Here is a 15935-nt window from a genome sequence, read left to right as displayed (position 1 = left end):
ATGAACGGAACCCTCTTCCGCATCGCCCTTGTCCGCCTCGGCCAGGTCCTGTCGGGCGGACTGGCGATCACGGGCCTTTGCGCCGGCCCAGCCCTGGCCCAGGCCAGCCTGGAGCCGCCGTCGGTCTATCAGGCCGTGGACCAGTTCGGGGTCGACCTGACCAGCGGCTCGGTCCAGATCTCGTCCCCGACCATAACCATCGGCGATCCGGCGAACGGGGGGCTCAGCTTCACCGCCGCCTGGGACGGCAAGGGCCGGGGCTGGCGCTACAGCAGCTGGGGCGAGGTCACCTATGAGCCAGCCAAGCCCGACCCCTACTGCCTGGTCTTCTACACCGTCGTCTATATGGGCAGTTCGAACATCTTCCAGCGCGCCGGATGCGGGCTGACGACCTTCGATCTGATCGACGGCCATGGCGACCTGCTGGAGACGGTCGGGGGCTATACCTACACGGCGCGGGACGGTTCGGTCGCCACCTATGCGGGTCATGGCGTCCATTCCAGCCTTCAGACCGTCACACGCAGGACGGGCGAGGTCCTGACCTACACCTATGCGTCCGGCGCCCTGGTCTCGGTGACGAACAACTACGGATATCAGCTGCATTTCGACTATTCCGGGACCGATCTCAGCCAGGTGACGGCGCTGAACAACGCCGTGGACGCCTGCGCCCTGGCGGCGACCAGCTGCACCTATTCCCAGACCTGGCCCAGCCTGACCTTCACCACGGTCGGAAACGAGCGCCATGTCACCGATTCGCTCAACCGCACGACACGGGTCATCTTCGATGGTCCCGACCCCCTGACCGCCAAGGTCATCGGCATGGCCCGGCCGTCGCGCACCTCCGGGTCGTCGATCACCTACGGCTACAGCTTCGCGCGCAGTTGGGGGACGGTGGTCACCTCGGCCAGCGACGGGTCGGGAACCTGGACCTACGCCTATGAGAGCTATTGCGCGCCCTCAGGCCCCTGCGACCAGCCGGACGGCGACTATGACCTGGACGTCACCGTCACCGATCCGAACAGCAACGCCACCGTCTACAACATCTTCTGGAGCGGCCGGTACTACTGGAGCCCCAGCCTGACGAACGAGCTGCTGCGGCCGCCGTCGCTGCTGTCGGTCACCAATGCGCTGAGCCAGACCACCTATGTCGGCGAAAACGGCGCGGGGCTGAATTTCGTCGTCTATCCCGAGGGCAACGGGGTGACGGTCAGCCGGAACCAATTCGGCTACATCACCCAGATCCACACCACGGCCAAGCCCGGCTCGGGCCTCGGCGCGACCGATGTGGACGTGGTCTATCCGGACTGTTCGCTGGAGCCGATCAAATGCCGCCTGCCCAGTTCGGTCACCGACCGGCGGGGCAATACGACCGACTACACCTATGACGCGGCCGGCAACCTGCTGACCGAGACCCTGCCGGCGCCCAGCCTGGGCGCGGTGCGGCCCCAGACCCGCTATAGCTGGCAGCAGCAGTATGCCTGGTACAAGCAGAACGGCGCCTCGACCATCACCCAGGCGGCCGCGCCGGTCTGGGTCATGGTGGGCCAGTCGCAGTGCGTCACCCTGGCCAGCTGCACCGGAACGGCGGGCGAGGTGGTCAGCACCACCACCTATCAGGCCGGGGCCTCGGGCGTGGCCAGCAATCTGCGGCCGGTCAGCGTCTCCAGCGGGGCGGGCGACGCCTCCCTGACGGCGACGGTGGCCACCACCTATGACGCGGTCGGCAATGTGCTGACGGTGGACGGCCCCTTGCCGGGCGCCGCCGACACCACGCGCAACGTCTGGGACGCCATGCGCCAGCAGGTGGGGGTGATCGGCCCGGACCCGGACGGGGTCGGCGGCCGCCTGTATCCGGCCACCCGCACCCAGTACAACGCCGACGGCCAGGTCGATCAGGTCCAGCAGGGCACGACCACGGGCCAGACCGATCCCGCCTGGGCGGCCTTCAGCGCCCTTCAGACGGCGACCGTCACCTATGACCTGCAGGGCCGCAAGATCCGCGATTCGGCCTTCGTCGGCTCGACCCATCCGCTGATCACCCAATACAGCTATGACGCCGCCGGCCGGCCCACCTGCACGGCGGTGCGGATGAATACGGCGGTGTTCGGAAGCCTGCCGACCTCGGCCTGCACCGGCTCGGCCGCCGGGAACTGGGGCCGCGACCGGATCACCACCAACAGCTATGACGTGGCCGACCGGGTGGTCCAGGTCCAGCAGGGCGACGGGGCGGGCGCCACGCGGGTTCTGATGGCCCAGGCCTACACCACCAACGGCAAGGTCAGCTGGATGGAGGACGGGGTCGGCAACCGTTCGGCCTTCACCTACGACGGGTTCGACCGTGTGTATCGGCTGAACTATCCGTCGGCGACGGTGGGGGCGCATGCGGCCAATCCGTCGGACTATGAGCAGTACGGCTATGACGCCAACGACAATCCGACGACCAAGCGGACGCGTTCGGGCGACAGTTTCGTCACCAGTTTCGACACCCTGAACCGGATCACGGCGATCGACGCGCCGGTGGGGTCGAACGACGTCTGGTACGTCTATGACAATCTGAGCCGGCGCACCTCGGCCAGCCACGCCTCGGGGACGCCGGCGTGCGGAACGACGGCGGTGTGCATGACCTGGGACGCCCTGGGCCGCCAGCTGACGGAAACCCAAGTCCTGGGCGTCATGACGATGCAGTACGACCTGGCGGGACGCCGGACGCACCTGTTCTATCCGGACGCGTTCGAGATCCGTTACAGCTACGACCTGGACGATGCGCTGAGGCTGGTGACCCAGGCGGGGGTCTCGACGATCGCGGGCTTCACCTATGACGACCTGGGCCGCCGCACGGCCCTGACGCGGGGCAATGGGGTGACGACCACCTATGGCTATGACGGGGCGTCGCGGATGAACGCCCTGGCGCACGACCTTACGGGGACGGGGTCGGACGTGACCTATGGCTTCATCTACAGCCCGGCCAGCCAGGTCGTGGTGCGCCAGATCAGCAACCCGGCCTATCTCTACACCCCCTCGGCGGGGGCCCAGGCCCTGACGCGCAACGGTCTGAACCAGCCGACCTCGGTCAACAGCGTGGCCATGAGCTCGGACGCGCGGGGCAATCTGACCAACGACGGGACGCGGGCCTATGCGTTCGACAGCGCCAACCGGATGACGGGGACGGGGACCTCGACCCTGGCCTATGACCCGCTGGACCGGCTGGTGGAGATGACGGGGACCGCCGGGGGGATCTACCTCTACGACGGGGACATGATCGCCGGGGCGGCGGCCAACGGCGGGGGAACGACCATCGTCAACCGTCTGATCCGGGGGCCGTGGCCGGACGAGCTGCTGGTGGCCTATCAGGGCAACACGGCCGCGACGCCGCTGTGGAGCCTTCAGGACCACCAGGCCTCGACCATCGCCATCACCGACGCGGCGGGCACGGCTCCCTACACCCTGGCCTATGACGAATACGGCCAGCCGCGGGCGGGCAACGCCGGCCGGATGCTGTTCACCGGCCAGCTCTGGCTGCCGGACTTCGGCCTCTACCACTACAAGGCCCGCGCCTATCACCCCGGCCTGGGCCGGTTCATGCAGACCGACCCGGTGGGGTATGAGCAGGGGATGAACCTGTATGCCTATGTGGGGCTCGATCCGGTGAACAGGACCGATCCGAGTGGGATGAGTTGCGCTTCAATCGGAGCGTTAGGACTAAGCGGCTCCTGTATGGAATCTCGTAACTTCAATCCGAAGACGAACGCATTTCGGCGCACGGCGGTTGGCAGTGGAGAGTTGGACCAACACGCGTCGTCCATGAGTCCTGAAGCCCTTAGAAACCGCAATGAAGTAGTGTATAGACTTGACGTCACAGATGCAGGAGTGACGCATCAAGACATCACCAATCCCGGCGCCACTCCCTCAAGGTCGGAAACAACATCCGCAAAAATTGCTGGTGCAGCCGCGGTAGCGCATTCGCATCCAGATATTGGAGGCCAAGGACCAGGCCCAAGTAGCATCGACTGGCGCCATTCCGCCCAATTTGGTCTCGCTAACTATATTCTGGAAGGCGATGCCGTTGTTGTTCTGGAGATATCAGAAGGTCAAGCAAGCGCTAGAGTAGTTTCTGGGCGCCTCACGCCGGGCCAGAGACAGACGATTTTAAGGGCCCTGGACGCTATTCAGAACCACGGTGAAGGTCAATGAATAAGTGCGCGATATTTTCTCTTTGCATTTTGTTACCATCGTGCGCCGGGGTGCATGATAATGCATCAAATCCAATTGATTTATTTGAAAATCCTAATATATACACAAATAATATCGTAACTGCTTGCGGCATGCTTACGATAAGTGGAGAAGATCAAAATATCCGCAAAACTGTAAACCGTGATTCCGTAGTTGGAAAAGTATATGAGTTGGGAGTTCGTGTTGAAAAATTTGATCCAAATCTAATTATTTCAAACAAATTTATGTGCGTTACAGGAGTTCTTGTAAGAACCGGCTGTGATGACGAGAACATTTGCTCTTGGTCAAACTCCTCCCATGCAATATCTGTTCTCGACACGAATGCGCTGTATGGAAGGACCGGTAGAACACCTGCAACGGACTGAACCAGCCGACCTCGGTCAACAGCGTGGCCATGACCTCGGACGCGCGGGGCAACCTGACCAACGACGGCGTGCGGGCCTATGCGTTCGACAGCGCCAACCGGATGACGGGCACGGGGACCTCGACCCTGGCCTATGACCCGCTGGACCGGCTGGTGGAGATGACGGGGACGGCCGGAGGCGTCTACCTCTACGACGGCGACATGATCACGGCGGTCAAGGTCCCGGCCGCCCCCAACATCAACAACCGTCTGATCCGGGGCCCGTGGCCGGACGAGCTGCTGGTGGCCTATCAGGGGAACACGGCCTCGACGCCGCTGTGGAGCCTTCAGGACCACCAGGCCTCGACCATCGCCATCACCGACGCGGCGGGAACGGCGCCCTACACCCTGGCCTATGACGAATACGGCCAGCCCAGGACCGGGAACGCCGGCCGGATCATGTTCACCGGCCAGCTATGGCTGCCGGACTTCGGCCTCTACCACTACAAGGCCCGGGCCTATCACCCCGGCCTGGGCCGGTTCATGCAGACCGACCCGGTGGGCTACGAACAGGGGATGAACCTGTACGCCTATGTGGGGCTGGATCCGGTGAACAGGACCGATCCGACGGGGACTACTTGCGTAAACAACGGCACAACCGAAAGGCCGAATTACGCCTGTAAAATTGACGAGGTGAAAGGCACGCCAAGCACGGAGCAACGCGCCCAGATCGCAGCTTATGAGCGGGCGTATACGAGTTCAGTGAATCTACTAATGTCCAACCCTAGCAGACCGGCTAGCACGAGCGTTCCCGTAGTGGGACGGAATGGCCAAGCGACCGGCGAAACGCGAGAAGTGAGAACTACTGCTGGCGAAATAGGTCAGGAGTTGATTGGCCGAACGTTTGTTGCTGATGTTGCCGGATCGGGAGGAAGGGGTGTGACAGCGACGACAGACTCGTTCGGTCGAGCAAACACCACTACAGTGTTCCCCTTGGGATTAGGTGGTGGATACGGTCGAAATGCAACCGAACGCCAGACTCAACGCATGAGGACAACAGTCCACGAAGGCATTCACGGTTCACGTGGAGAGGGGCGTGCATTTGTTGATCCCGCCTCTCCGAGTACCCGAGCGCTCACACACCAACAACCCTACTCAGACCTGGTTGATCAACTTATGGGATGGTAAAAATGACATTTAGATGGATTCTCCGATCCATCCTTACTGCGGGAATGCTGTCAGGTTGCGGAACGCAAGCCGCATACAGTCAGTCAAACGAAACTGAATACCGCTTTGAAGGACAACTATTATCCATAAGTTCTGGATCGGTTATCAGGCGCTTTGATGGTGGAGAAGAAATTTTTCTAAGCTCAAAATTAGAGTGCTCTACATCGGAATACAGCTGCGTATTTGCGGCATTTCCTTTTGTTGTACCTAAAGGTGATTTTTTTGATGGGGTAGAATACGGTTTTCACGGATACAATTTCTACCCAGAATGCGCGGCGAAATTATCTACAGTTTGTGATGCTTGGATCATTAGATTTGTCTCGATCGACAGGCGCGAATCGGAGGTTGCCGACCAAGGTTTCTTTATTTATGAGCCGCAATTTGGCGTGAGAGCGTTTGCTCGTTTTGACAACGAGCAAGGCCCCAGCAGAAAACTCTCTCTTGGCCCAGTTTGGTATTACGCGGACAAAATTCCGCTGCTCGCCCCCGACCCAATTGATTAGTCTGTATAATCATAAACAAAGACGTGACGGAGTTAAGAGGCTTGAGGGCGAGATAAAAGCGGTATCGTAACTTATTGCTTCGAAATCGGTTTTAGAGACACCGACGACTTAACTCTGAGTTGCCTCTCTTTAGAGTCTTAACGGCGCCTTCTGAGACTTGTTCGTTGCGGCGTGACCGATCAAACTCCGACATGGTCATCAGACGGGAAACCAAGCAGGGCTTCACCTATGACGATCTGGGCCGCCGCACGTCCCTGACGCGGGGCAATGGGGTGACGACCACCTATGGCTATGACGGGGCGTCGCGGATGAACGCCCTGGCGCACGACCTGGCGGGGACGGGGTCGGACGTGACCTATGGCCTGATCTACAACCCGGCCAGCCGGGTGGGGGTGCGGTCGATCAGCAACCCGGCCTATCTCTACACCCCCTCGGCGGGGGCCCAGGCCCTGACGCGCAACGGGCTGAACCAGCCGACCTCGGTCAACAGCGTGGCCATGAGCTCGGACGCGCGGGGCAACCTGACCCACGACGGGACGCGGGCCTATAGCTACGACAGCGCCAACCGGATGACGGGCACGGGAACCTCGACCCTGGCCTATGACCCGCTGGATCGGCTGGTGGAGATGACGGGGACGGCCGGGGGCGTCTACCTCTACGACGGGGACATGATCACGGCGGTCAAGGTGCCGGCGTCGCCGACGATCAACAACCGGCTGATCCGTGGCCCGTGGCCGGACGAACTGCTGGTGGCCTATCAGGGGAACACGGCCTCGACGCCGCTGTGGAGCCTGCAGGACCACCAGGCCTCGACCATCGCCATCACCGACGCGGCGGGCGCGGCGCCCTACACCCTGGCCTATGACGAATACGGCCAGCCCAGGTCCGGCAACGCCGGCCGGATCATGTTCACCGGCCAGCTATGGCTGCCGGACTGGGGCCTCTACCACTACAAGGCCCGGGCCTATCACCCCGGCCTGGGCCGGTTCATGCAGACCGACCCGGTGGGCTACGAACAGGGGATGAACCTGTATGCCTACGTCGGGCTCGATCCGGTGAACAGGACCGATCCGAGCGGGAAGTGCGTATGGGATGTGTGCGTTGTTGAGGCGACGGTAGCGGTAGCAGTAACTGGCGCGGTTATCGCCTGCATAGCCGCCGATTGTCTCCGGCCTGTCACTGATGCGATTGTTAGCGGAGCTGGAGCGGTCTGGGACTGGTTGAAGGGCCCCGTTCGCAACACTCCGACCGTGGAAACAACCGATCCGATCCCGGCTCCCGATAGTGCAACTCCAAGTGATCGCCCGACCGGAGCGGATGGTAAGACGGGTTCGACAGGTGGCCCTGGTGCTGGACGGCGCTTTCCGGCTGAAACGCCTGAGGTTCGAGCAGGGAAAGAAGGCGTACCATGCGCGTATTGTGGGCAAGCAACGACCAACGAACCTGGACATCCGAATTCTCGCGAACGAGATCACATCGATCCACGATCTAGAGGCGGGAATAATACGCCAGAAAATGAACGTGACTCATGTCGAACATGTAATCGTGGCAAAGGGGCACGAAATCCAGATGAATGGACGCCTATCGCAATGATAAACAAAGCAATTGATGGTGTATTAATTTCATTCCCTATTGGAGATGGAGACAATTTCTTTTTCGAAAATATCCACGCTAATAAAATTGGAGATCGGCTGGCTGTTCTCGATAACTCTCCTTTTTATGCGTATGGGGTAAGCCTGAATGATATCGTCAATTACAAGATATATGAAGATGGTAGATTGGAGTTCATTCAGGTCGCCAAATCTGGCGGGCATTCTTGCTACAGGATACGAGTTCCCGGTAATGACGGGGCTAAAGAATTTCTTAAGCGCTGGCCTGATTTTGAGCGTCACGGATGTAGTTATGAGGGGACATTCTCGAGTGGGTCCTACTACCTCGCATCCATAGATGTTCCTCCATCAACGAAGATAGATGCGGTCTACGGGTTGCTGGAGGAAGGTCTCCGCGACGGGATATGGGATTTCGAAGAAGCGAACTTTGCGAATACTCCTAGTAAAGACCAGCTTTAAGTCCGGAGTGTAAGTTCTGAGCGACCTCGGTCGAGAGATCCAAAAGGTTGCGCTTCCAAAAAAGCGGCGGCTTGCTGGGCGCCGCCATTCGCCATGGCCCGGACGCCGCCGAGGTTTCAGCCATCGAACGCGCCGGACGCACCTGTTCTATCCGGACGCGTTCGAGATCCGCTACAGCTACGACCTGGACGATGCGCTGAAGGGTGTGACCCAGGCGGGGGTCTCGACCATCGCGGGCTTCACCTATGACGACCTGGGCCGCCGGACGTCCCTGACGCGGGGCAATGGGGTGACGACGACCTATGGCTATGACGGGGCGTCGCGGATGAACGCCCTGGCGCACGACCTGGCGGGGACGGGGTCGGACGTGACCTATGGCCTGATCTACAACCCGGCCAGCCAGGTGGGGGTGCGGTCGATCAGCAACCCGGCCTATCTCTACACCCCCTCGGCGGGGACCCAGGCCCTGACGCGCAACGGTCTGAACCAGCCGACCTCGGTCAACAGCGTGGCCATGAGCTCGGACGCGCGGGGCAACCTGACCCACGACGGGACGCGGGCCTATAGCTACGACAGCGCCAACCGGATGACGGGCACGGGAACCTCGACCCTGGCCTATGACCCGCTGGACCGGCTGATCCAGATGGTGGGGACGACGGGGGCGCGATACCTCTACGACGGAGACATGATCGCCGGGGCGGCGGCCAACGGCGGGGGAACGACCATCGTCAACCGCCTGATCCGGGGCCCGTGGCCGGACGAGCTGCTGGTGGCCTATCAGGGCAACACGGCCTCGACGCCGCTGTGGAGCCTGCAGGACCACCAGGCCTCGACCATCGCCATCACCGACGCGGCGGGCACGGCCCCCTACACCCTGGCCTATGACGAATACGGCCAGCCCAGGACTGGCAACGCCGGCCGGATCATGTTCACCGGCCAGCTATGGCTGCCGGACTTCGGCCTCTACCACTACAAGGCCCGGGCCTATCACCCCAGCCTGGGGCGGTTCATGCAGACTGACCCGGTGGGCTACGAGCAGGGGATGAACCTGTATGCCTATGTGGGGCTGGATCCAGTGAACAGGACTGATCCGAGTGGCAGATGTGTCTGGGATCTGTGCGTTACCGAGACGTATTTGGTTGCTGCTGGTGCGACTGCTGTGGCTACCGTGGCAATAGCCTCGTGCAGTGCTAACGCTTCATGTCGAGATGGCTTAGTTCAGGCCGGGGCGGCAATCGCGGGGGGAATTAGGACCGGCGCAGAGGCGGGCCGTGAATTATTCGGTAACATCCTCAACAATGATCGCGATGATCGCGCCGCACAAGATCGTCGCAGAGGCTCTCGACCTACGAACGCTCCGCGAGGAACAAGACCAATCGACCAGTCTGACATTGATCGCGGCGGTATTCACGATATCAAGGATGGTATAGGCGCCCAGCCGGATGACTGGGTTGGTGTAACTCCAGATGGAGGCATCGTTACCACGGACCCTAAAACTGGACTCTCTGTTGATCAGGGCAATATCAGCGATCACGGTGTAGAGAGAGGTCGTGATAGACGAGGCCGAGGGCAAACTAGACATCGAGATGATCGAGAATAGACATGGCTAGGTTTGAAATAGCAATTTGGCACCCAACCATGAAGGTTGAGGAAATTGAAAAAAAGGTAGACATGCGAGCAAAGCTCTCGTGGTCTTTTGGTTCAGAAAGAATAACTGGATCTGGGACGAATAGAGAAACGTATTGTCGGTTTGATATCGGCACGCACACGAAATATAATGGCCCCGATATTTTGCATCTTATCAAGCCATTTGAATCTTTTATATCGGATTATGTAAATATAATAAGTAGTGCAACATGCATATTGTATATTACTCTGAATGTATGCGACCCAGAATGTTATTTAGACAGTAATACAATTGAATATATATCAAGTATTGGGATTGGAGTTGTTTTTAGGGCGTCTGACAAATAAGATATTATCGTCCCGTTACAGCCACGACCTGGACGATGCGCTGAAGGGTGTGACCCAGGCGGGGGTCTCGACCATCGCGGGCTTCACCTATGACGACCTGGGCCGCCGGACGTCCCTGACGCGGGGCAATGGGGTGACGACGACCTATGGCTATGACGGGGCGTCGCGGATGAACGCCCTGGCGCACGACCTGACGGGGACGGGGTCGGACGTGACCTATGGCTTCATCTACAACCCGGCCAGCCAGGTGGGGGTGCGGTCGATCAGCAACCCGGCCTATCTCTACACCCCCTCGGCGGGGACCCAGGCCCTGACGCGCAACGGTCTGAACCAGCCGACCTCGGTCAACAGCGTGGCCATGAGCTCGGACGCGCGGGGCAATCTGACCAACGACGGGACGCGGGCCTATACGTACGACAGCGCCAACCGGATGACGGGCACGGGAACCTCGACCCTGGCCTATGACCCTCTGGACCGGCTGATCCAGATGGTGGGGACGACGGGGGCGCGATACCTCTACGACGGCGACATGATCGCCGGGGCGGCGGCCAACGGCGGGGGAACGACCATCGTCAACCGCCTGATCCGGGGCCCGTGGCCGGACGAACTGCTGGTGGCCTATCAGGGCGACACGGCCGCGACGCCGCTGTGGAGCCTTCAGGACCACCAGGCCTCGACCATCGCCATCACCGACGCGGCGGGCACGGCTCCCTACACCCTGGCCTATGACGAATACGGCCAGCCCAGGACTGGCAACGCCGGCCGGATGATGTTCACCGGCCAGCTATGGCTGCCGGACTTCGGCCTCTACCACTACAAGGCCCGGGCCTATCACCCCGGCCTGGGCCGGTTCATGCAGACCGATCCGGTGGGCTACGAACAGGGGATGAACCTGTATGCCTACGTCGGGCTCGATCCGGTGAACAGGACCGATCCGACGGGGATGTTTAAGCCTGGAGATAAGTTCGCAACTGCCCAAGAAGCTTCTGTAGATGCCCTAAATTTCTACGCTAACGAAGCTGGAGATAGTATAAAGGAATATTCTGGATCTACTTATCAAAGCTCTGACGGATCGTTTGTCGCCACAGAAGCTGAAGTATTATCTCCATCCGGAGGCCAAGCAAATTATCGCACCGACTCTGTCCAAATTTGGCATACACACACAGGTTATATCAGGCGAGAATCTAACGGGGATGTTAGAGCTAGCGGACCTAGGGACGATGAGTATGCCTCGGATTATATGTCCGAAGTAGACATTATGGCCGCAAATATGGCATCTGATAGTGCTAAATTCTCGCGATATGAAAGCACCTTAGTAAGAGGTCCAAGCGGGATAATACGCCAATATACGCCAGGACAAGGCGCCCCCGTAATCGTTCAGCAGCCATCTGGACAACTTACTAGAGCGCCGCAGAACATGCGTGACATAAGGAAACTTTATCGATGAAATTTAAGTCTCTAACATTTACATGCTTAATGATATCTGGATGCTCATCAGTATCGGATATGAATCAGCGAACAGAGAATTCATATCTTATGATAGCAAAAGATAGTGGGTGGACCATTAGTGAATGGCAGGAGGCGTTAATTAGGGTCAATATAGATGGATCGGTAGATATTCTGACAAATCCCCCAGATTTTTCTCAAAATAATTCCATACCAACTGGAGACATGGGGAGGGGGTCAACGGTATACTACATCGGACGGGATGGAAAAATTAAAGGACATACTCGTCAAAGGTGACTCAAGCGTAAGCTGACGGAAACCCAGGTCCTGGGCGTCATGACGATGCAGTACGACCTGGCGGGCCGCCGGACGCACCTGTTCTATCCGGACGCGTTCGAGATCCGTTACAGCTACGACCTGGACGATGCGCTGAAGGGTGTGACCCAGGCGGGCGTCTCGACCATCGCGGGCTTCACCTATGACGACCTGGGCCGCCGGACGTCCCTGACGCGGGGCAATGGGGTGACGACCACCTATGGCTATGACGGGGCGTCGCGGATGAACGCCCTGGCGCACGACCTGGCGGGGACGGGGTCGGACGTGACCTATGGCCTGATCTACAATCCGGCCAGTCAGGTGGGGGTGCGGTCGATCAGCAACCCGGCCTATCTCTACACCCCCTCGGCGGGGGCCCAGGCCCTGACGCGCAACGGTCTGAACCAGCCGACCTCGGTCAACAGCGTGGCCATGAGCTCGGACGCGCGGGGCAACCTGACCAACGACGGAACCCGGGCCTATACGTACGACAGCGCCAACCGGATGACGGGGAGATCTGGGAAGATGACGATGGTGGGTGATGTAGGGAATGGACTGTAAGGCGATATGGTGCAGCAAAATCATCATGTTATGCGGATTTGTGCAGCCTGATTTTGGATAAGAATCGTATAGAGGCGCCATTTTGCTCAATGGTGGGTTATTCACCATACGAACCCCACCAGTCTGCGGAACGTCACGGTCGTCTGCAGCGACAATGGACGGCTGCAGAGGGTTAGGTGTCGGGCACGGCCCATGAGCGGTTCGACGGATAGCGACATCAGTTCAACGTGCCGCCGGGCCCTGGGTCAGCGTATGCGGCGAGCACCGCAGCGACGGCATCGGCTTCCGAGCGGTCGATCAACTCGACGCCTATGGCGGCCGTCCAGCCATCTGCGTCCGATGCCAGGTAGCAGTGCTTCTGAACGACCTCGTCCGCCGAACCCGCCCCAAGAAGAGCGCGCATGTCGGCACTGATCTTGTCGGCGATCCACTCGGCCTGGGGCAGATCGATGCAGCGTTCGACCTTCAGAATCGCGAAAACGCCGTCGCCATCCGGCGCTGGCCGAACGGCGACGGCGACCCGCTGGCTGTTCGGCCTGAACTCAAACGATTGCAGGTGGTCAGCGAGGCGGTGCTTCATTCGTGCCCCCCGACCGGACGCGGCCCGCTGAAGTCGATGACGACAGTCGCCGCCTTGTCGGGGCACCGCCTCATCGAAGTAGCAGTGCTGACGACCGAGGTTCAATCAGTCCAATCACTCGGCAGGCTCATCATCAGAACGCGGCGGGCCGATCACGACCACCACGGCCTCGGGCGGACTGATGCGCATGACCGGGATGGTCTGGGTCATGGGCGGCTCGGCGATGCGGGCTTTCCACTCGGCATCGCTCAGGCCACGGTCCATCCAGACGTAGCCAGTGGCGGGGCCGCGCATGTTGACGCAGCGGGTGAAGCCCTGGGCCTGGAGATAGGCGACAGCGTTGCGGGCGCGTTGCTCGGGCGAGCGGTCCGCGTCAGGGCCTGTCGTCGGTCCGGCGTCGCCCAGAGCCTTTGCCATCCCCGCCATGGAGACTGGCACGTCGGCCTCGTCGAGCAGGCGAGCGATGATCGGCAGGTCAGCGCGGACCGTGGCCAGGCGGGGATCGCGCCACACCAGGGGATAGGAGAAGGCCCAGACGGAAGTCGCGTTATCCAGACCGAACATGGGCCGATGTCCATCCTTGGCAACGCGATCGACGTTGAGGCTGGCGAGATCGATCAGGGCCGCCATCGGCCCCTCCACAGTAACGGTCATGTCGCCGGCGCCGCGCCCATCGGCGACCGACCCCGGCTTCGGCTCCAGCACGATCCTGGTGATCAGGCCGCGCAGCAGTTCCTTGGCGCGCGCCGCCTCAGCGTCGTCGGCCTGAAGGGCTTGGTGCAGGTCGTCCAACGTCGTGGAGATCGAACCGATGATCGCCTTGACGTCGCCGATCACGGGCGGCGGCGGAGCGCGGCGGGCCTGCTGCTCCAGCCGGCGCTTCTCGGCCCCCAGCTGGTTCATATCTTCTCTCAGCATCTGACTGGCGAACGAGTCTTCGGTCTCAGCCCTCAGTTGAACCCTCAGATTGCTGATTTCCTGATCGATCGCCTTGAGCCGCGCCGTCTGGCTTTCGACGCGAGCGGCGTGGTCGGCGCGGGCGCGCTCGACCTCCTCGCGGAGCGCCGTCAGCGCCGGGCCGGCGACGGCCGTGTTCAGGACGTGGACCTTGATGCGGTCGAAGATGGAGGTTTCGACCGCCTCGCGCGGCACGCGGCGGGGGTTGGAGCAGATGCCCTTTTGCTGGCGGCCCGTGCAGACATACTTTCCGTCACTGACGATGCAGCTGGAACCGCAGACCCCGCAGCTGACCTTGCCGGTGAAGACGTATTCGACCTTACGCTTGGTGTGGAAGGGGCGGTCGAAGTTCTCGGCCAGGCGGGCCTGGTTACGGTCCCACAGGTCTTGGTCGATGATGGCCAACTCCGGATGCTGCGTGATCATGCGTTCCGAGTGGGCCGTGAAGCGCGTTTTCATCCGCCCCTTGCGGCGACGGCGGCTGGTCTTCCGGAAGTGGTATTCACCGATGTAGATGGGGTTGCGCAGGATGCCCAAGCCGCCATGGCGGTTGCCCAAGAGGGCGCCGGGCCGCCAGTCCTTGCCCTTGGGGCCGGGGATGCCGTCCGCGTTCAGGTCCGCGCAGATTTGGAAGGTGGTGCGACCGGCGTCGAACTCCGTGTGGATGCGGATGACGATGACCTGCTTCTTGGGGTCGATCTCTCGCAGTCCGTTAATAGGGTCGCCCTTGTCGTCCAACTTGTGGACCTTGCGGTAGCCGTAAGGAATTGAGCCGGACATGCGGCCTTTGCTGATCGCCAGTTCCTGCCCGCGCTTGGATTTGAATACGTTCTGCTTGATGAACTCCTTGTTGTGGACGGCCTTGAATGCCAGTTCCGCGTCGGAGAGCACGCCATTGGCGACCGTGCAGATGACGATGTCCAACTCTTCCAGGTCCTTGACGATCTTGTGCATATCGGCCGCATCGCGGCTGGTGCGGTCGATGTCCTCGACAAGGAGCACGTCAAATTCGCCCCGTTCGGCCGCCGCCATCATCTCGAACAGGCCAGCGCGGCCCATGGTGGTGGTGCCGGATTTTTCCGCATCGCTGAAACGATTGACCTCGACCCACTGCTTCTCCGCCGCGTAGGCGACGCAGAGCCGCTCTTGACCCTCGATGGAGGTCTGCTTCTGGCGGCTGCTAGAGAAGCGGCTGTAGTAGACGACCCGGCTGCCGGGCGGCGGCATCGCGCGCATCAGTGCGCCACCGCCATCAGGGGGGCGCCGTCCAACGGATCGTCGCCCTGGACAATGAACTCGTAGAACTCGTCGCCCACGATGCTGAACAGCTGATCGAAGTCGTCGCCCAGACGATAGATCAGGTCGCCCAGCGCCTCCTCTTCGCCGGCCGCGTCCTGCGCGAGGGTCACCACGCGCCCGCCGGCGTCCTGAACTTGCTGGAAGACGGCCCGGAGCACGGCGCGGTCGATCGGCGGCGGGCCGGAGAGGTGGATGGCGACGCGGTTCATTGACCGGCCTCCTTCACCTGGGCCCGCGCCGACAGGCGCGCCACCGCGAGAGCGAAGGGAAGCAGCAGGGTGTCGAGTTCGCCCATGCCCTCGCTCATCTCGGCCTCGTGACGGCGGCGGCGGTCCTTCGCCAGGGTCTCGGCCATGTCGTGGCCGCTGACGTCGATCTTCGAGATCATCTTCCTTCCTCCTGTAATTGCGCTTGCGCTATGCGCCGGCGCG

At 61.0% G+C, this 15935-nt stretch carries 12 protein-coding genes; 8 read left to right on the top strand and 4 right to left on the bottom strand.

Annotation, left to right across the window (positions count from 1 at the left end):
- The 8 genes from KF910_RS01740 to KF910_RS01705 all read left to right on the top strand — a co-directional run bounded on the left by KF910_RS01740 (nucleotide 1) and on the right by KF910_RS01705 (nucleotide 12668).
- On the top strand, nucleotides 1-4191 hold the full coding sequence (locus KF910_RS01740; protein ID WP_292258480.1) for an RHS repeat domain-containing protein: 4191 nt from the start codon (nucleotides 1-3) through the stop codon (nucleotides 4189-4191).
- A gap of 50 nt (nucleotides 4192-4241) precedes the next feature.
- Nucleotides 4242-4595 carry a hypothetical protein gene (locus tag KF910_RS01735; RefSeq protein WP_292258479.1) on the top strand — a complete coding sequence of 118 codons (354 nt, stop codon included), beginning with the start codon at nucleotides 4242-4244 and terminating at the stop codon, nucleotides 4593-4595.
- Between the two features lie 29 nt (nucleotides 4596-4624).
- Nucleotides 4625-5761 (top strand): RHS repeat-associated core domain-containing protein, encoded by a 1137-nt coding sequence (locus KF910_RS01730; RefSeq protein WP_292258478.1) that lies wholly within the window; start codon nucleotides 4625-4627, stop codon nucleotides 5759-5761.
- Between the two features lie 2 nt (nucleotides 5762-5763).
- On the top strand, nucleotides 5764-6303 hold the full coding sequence (locus tag KF910_RS01725) for a hypothetical protein (RefSeq protein WP_292258477.1): 540 nt from the start codon (nucleotides 5764-5766) through the stop codon (nucleotides 6301-6303).
- 191 nt (nucleotides 6304-6494) lie between these two features.
- Nucleotides 6495-8372 carry an RHS repeat-associated core domain-containing protein gene (locus KF910_RS01720; protein ID WP_292258476.1) on the top strand — a complete coding sequence of 626 codons (1878 nt, stop codon included), beginning with the start codon at nucleotides 6495-6497 and terminating at the stop codon, nucleotides 8370-8372.
- 205 nt (nucleotides 8373-8577) lie between these two features.
- Nucleotides 8578-9972 (top strand): RHS repeat-associated core domain-containing protein, encoded by a 1395-nt coding sequence (locus KF910_RS01715; protein WP_292258475.1) that lies wholly within the window; start codon nucleotides 8578-8580, stop codon nucleotides 9970-9972.
- 348 nt (nucleotides 9973-10320) lie between these two features.
- Nucleotides 10321-11793 carry an RHS repeat-associated core domain-containing protein gene (locus KF910_RS01710; protein WP_292258474.1) on the top strand — a complete coding sequence of 491 codons (1473 nt, stop codon included), beginning with the start codon at nucleotides 10321-10323 and terminating at the stop codon, nucleotides 11791-11793.
- A gap of 335 nt (nucleotides 11794-12128) precedes the next feature.
- Complete coding sequence (locus tag KF910_RS01705) at nucleotides 12129-12668, top strand: RHS repeat domain-containing protein (RefSeq protein ID WP_292258473.1); 540 nt, start codon at nucleotides 12129-12131, stop codon at nucleotides 12666-12668.
- Between the two features lie 217 nt (nucleotides 12669-12885).
- On the opposite strand, the gene KF910_RS01700 is transcribed toward KF910_RS01705, so the two are convergent.
- The 4 genes from KF910_RS01700 to KF910_RS01685 form a co-directional block, all read right to left on the bottom strand.
- Nucleotides 12886-13248, bottom strand: a complete 363-nt coding sequence (locus KF910_RS01700; protein WP_292258472.1) for a hypothetical protein — start codon at nucleotides 13246-13248, stop codon at nucleotides 12886-12888.
- A 114-nt stretch (nucleotides 13249-13362) separates the two neighbouring features.
- Complete coding sequence (locus KF910_RS01695) at nucleotides 13363-15441, bottom strand: recombinase family protein (RefSeq protein ID WP_292258471.1); 2079 nt, start codon at nucleotides 15439-15441, stop codon at nucleotides 13363-13365.
- Nucleotides 15441-15713 (bottom strand): hypothetical protein, encoded by a 273-nt coding sequence (locus KF910_RS01690; protein ID WP_292258470.1) that lies wholly within the window; start codon nucleotides 15711-15713, stop codon nucleotides 15441-15443. Before KF910_RS01690 ends, KF910_RS01695 begins: the two co-directional genes overlap by 1 nt.
- The gene (locus KF910_RS01685) at nucleotides 15710-15892 is read right to left on the bottom strand and encodes a hypothetical protein (protein ID WP_292258469.1); all 183 of its coding nucleotides are present in this window, start codon (nucleotides 15890-15892) and stop codon (nucleotides 15710-15712) included. Before KF910_RS01685 ends, KF910_RS01690 begins: the two co-directional genes overlap by 4 nt.
- Nucleotides 15893-15935 lie beyond the last annotated feature (43 nt).

This window comes from Brevundimonas sp. (assembly GCF_019636155.1).
Lineage (GTDB): Bacteria > Pseudomonadota > Alphaproteobacteria > Caulobacterales > Caulobacteraceae > Brevundimonas.
The sequence above is the reverse complement of the archived record's forward strand: the minus strand, read 5'-3'. Positions and strand labels throughout refer to the sequence as shown.

Bases quoted from the DNA above. Each gene is read 5' to 3' on its own strand.
- KF910_RS01720 (WP_292258476.1), top strand. From the start codon at position 6,495: ATGGTCATCAGACGGGAAACCAAGCAGGGCTTCACCTATGACGATCTG.
- KF910_RS01705 (WP_292258473.1), top strand. From the start codon at position 12,129: ATGACGATGCAGTACGACCTGGCGGGCCGCCGGACGCACCTGTTCTAT.
- KF910_RS01740 (WP_292258480.1), top strand. From the start codon at position 1: ATGAACGGAACCCTCTTCCGCATCGCCCTTGTCCGCCTCGGCCAGGTC.
- KF910_RS01700 (WP_292258472.1), bottom strand. From the start codon at position 13,248: ATGAAGCACCGCCTCGCTGACCACCTGCAATCGTTTGAGTTCAGGCCG.
- KF910_RS01695 (WP_292258471.1), bottom strand. From the start codon at position 15,441: ATGCGCGCGATGCCGCCGCCCGGCAGCCGGGTCGTCTACTACAGCCGC.
- KF910_RS01730 (WP_292258478.1), top strand. From the start codon at position 4,625: ATGACCTCGGACGCGCGGGGCAACCTGACCAACGACGGCGTGCGGGCC.
- KF910_RS01685 (WP_292258469.1), bottom strand. From the start codon at position 15,892: ATGATCTCGAAGATCGACGTCAGCGGCCACGACATGGCCGAGACCCTG.
- KF910_RS01725 (WP_292258477.1), top strand. From the start codon at position 5,764: ATGACATTTAGATGGATTCTCCGATCCATCCTTACTGCGGGAATGCTG.
- KF910_RS01690 (WP_292258470.1), bottom strand. From the start codon at position 15,713: ATGAACCGCGTCGCCATCCACCTCTCCGGCCCGCCGCCGATCGACCGC.